Annotated in this window: 2 protein-coding genes; one reads left to right on the top strand and one right to left on the bottom strand. The window is 64.9% G+C overall.

Translation table 11 applies throughout. The features are described 5' to 3' along the window. A partial coding sequence (locus CW742_RS12285) for a hypothetical protein (RefSeq protein ID WP_292420781.1) occupies positions 1 to 295 on the bottom strand: 295 nt, incomplete at its 3' end. Between the two features lie 213 nt (positions 296 to 508). On the opposite strand from CW742_RS12285, the gene CW742_RS12280 reads away from it, so the two are divergent. Next, on the top strand, positions 509 to 1,610 hold a 1,102-nt coding region (locus tag CW742_RS12280; protein ID WP_292420779.1), incomplete at its 3' end, for a S8 family serine peptidase.

Genomic DNA, 1,610 nt, shown 5'->3' with positions numbered 1-1,610 from the left:
CGCCATTGCAGTCCGGGGAGCAGGTGGCGCCGCACCGGGTCCAGTTTTCACATTCCTTACCGGTCCATCCGTCATCGCAAACGCAGGTGTTAAACGCGATGCACTTGCCGTGGCCGCCGCAGCAGACAGCGCACAGGCCGGAATCTTTCAGCGGGCTGCTTGCGCAGATCTTCCCCCAGCAGACCTCAGCCGCTGCCGGTGAGATGAGAAGGACTGTTATGATCAGAAGCGAAACCACTACCCGGCCATACTTTCCCGTACGATATGCTGCCTGTTCCGCCAATTGTGTCACCATGTTCTTTCGTTGAGTGCCCTGGACCGGCCTCTTAAAAACCGGGCTTCCGGACGAGAGATGGAAAAACCGCCGGATCTGCGATGGGAAACCAATTCCACGTAAATATTTTTTTTGGGGGGATAATAAAAAATCGCTAATCACTAGTGATTATCACTCCGGAGAACGGGCCGGACGATTATATTCGCTCCCGCCCAATTCTCTCCCATGATCCCGGTGCCGCGCCTGCGGGCAACCGCCGCCCCTGCCCTCCTCCTGCTCCTCATCCTCACGTGCCTGCCGGCAGGAGCGTCAGCCACGGACGGGTACACCGCGGGGGCAGGGAGCGGGCCGGCCGTCTTCCTCTCCGATCCCGCGACCGGCAGCCAGTACGTTTCCGGTGAGATGATCGTGAGGTTTGATCCTGCCCGCTTCCAAAGCGGGGCAGCGATGCGGGCGTACGGGGACGCGGTCCACGAACGGATTGGCTCACAAGTGCTGCGGGACTTCGGCCCGGCCCTCCCCGGCCTCCAGCTCGTCCGGCTCCCCGCATCGCTTTCCGTTGCGGATGCAACAACAGCATACGCGGGTTACCCGGGCGTGCTGTATGCCGAGCCGGTGTACCGGATCCTTCCCGTTGCCGGAAGCGCCGGCCTGCAAGTGGCCGGCCGGTCCCCCCGGCAGGAACGGGGCGGGCTCGTCCCGGACGATCCCGAATTTCCCCGGCAGTGGTATCTCCGGAACACCGGCCAGCCTGGCCCCGGCGGGAACGGCACTCCCGGTGCCGACATCCGGGCAGCGGAAGCATGGGCGGTCACCCGGGGATCAAAAGACGTTATCGCCGCGGTCATGGACACCGGGATCGATGACTGGGACCCCGACCTTGCGGCAAACATATGGACCGATCCCGTCACCGGCTCGCACGGCCTGAACGTCACCGGTGGTACCCGCGACTGCCGGACCGGGGACCCCGCAGGCCACGGCACGGAAGTGGCCCGGATCCTCGGGGCGGTGACGGACAACGGTATCGGGACCGCCGGCACTGCACCGGAGGTCCGGCTGATGGCCCTGAAGGTGTTCACGGACGGGTATGGCGATGCGACCACGACTGCAGATGTGATCGATGCCATACAGTATGCCGGTGACCATGGCGCCTCCGTTATCCGCATCCCGTGGATCACCCGGGTGGCTTCATGGGCGCTTGAAGACGCGATCGGCGCCTCCCCCGCCCTCGTCGTCTCTGCTGCCGGCCACCGCGGCTCCGACAACGATGCGGTGCCCCGGTACCCGGCCTCGTACCGCCTCCCCAACCTCTCCGCTCTCCCCCCCACGGACCTCC

It is taken from the genome of Methanoregula sp. (assembly GCF_002835825.1).
GTDB lineage: Archaea > Halobacteriota > Methanomicrobia > Methanomicrobiales > Methanospirillaceae > Methanoregula.
Note: the sequence above shows the minus strand (reverse complement) of the source record. Positions and strands in the feature narration are given on the sequence as shown.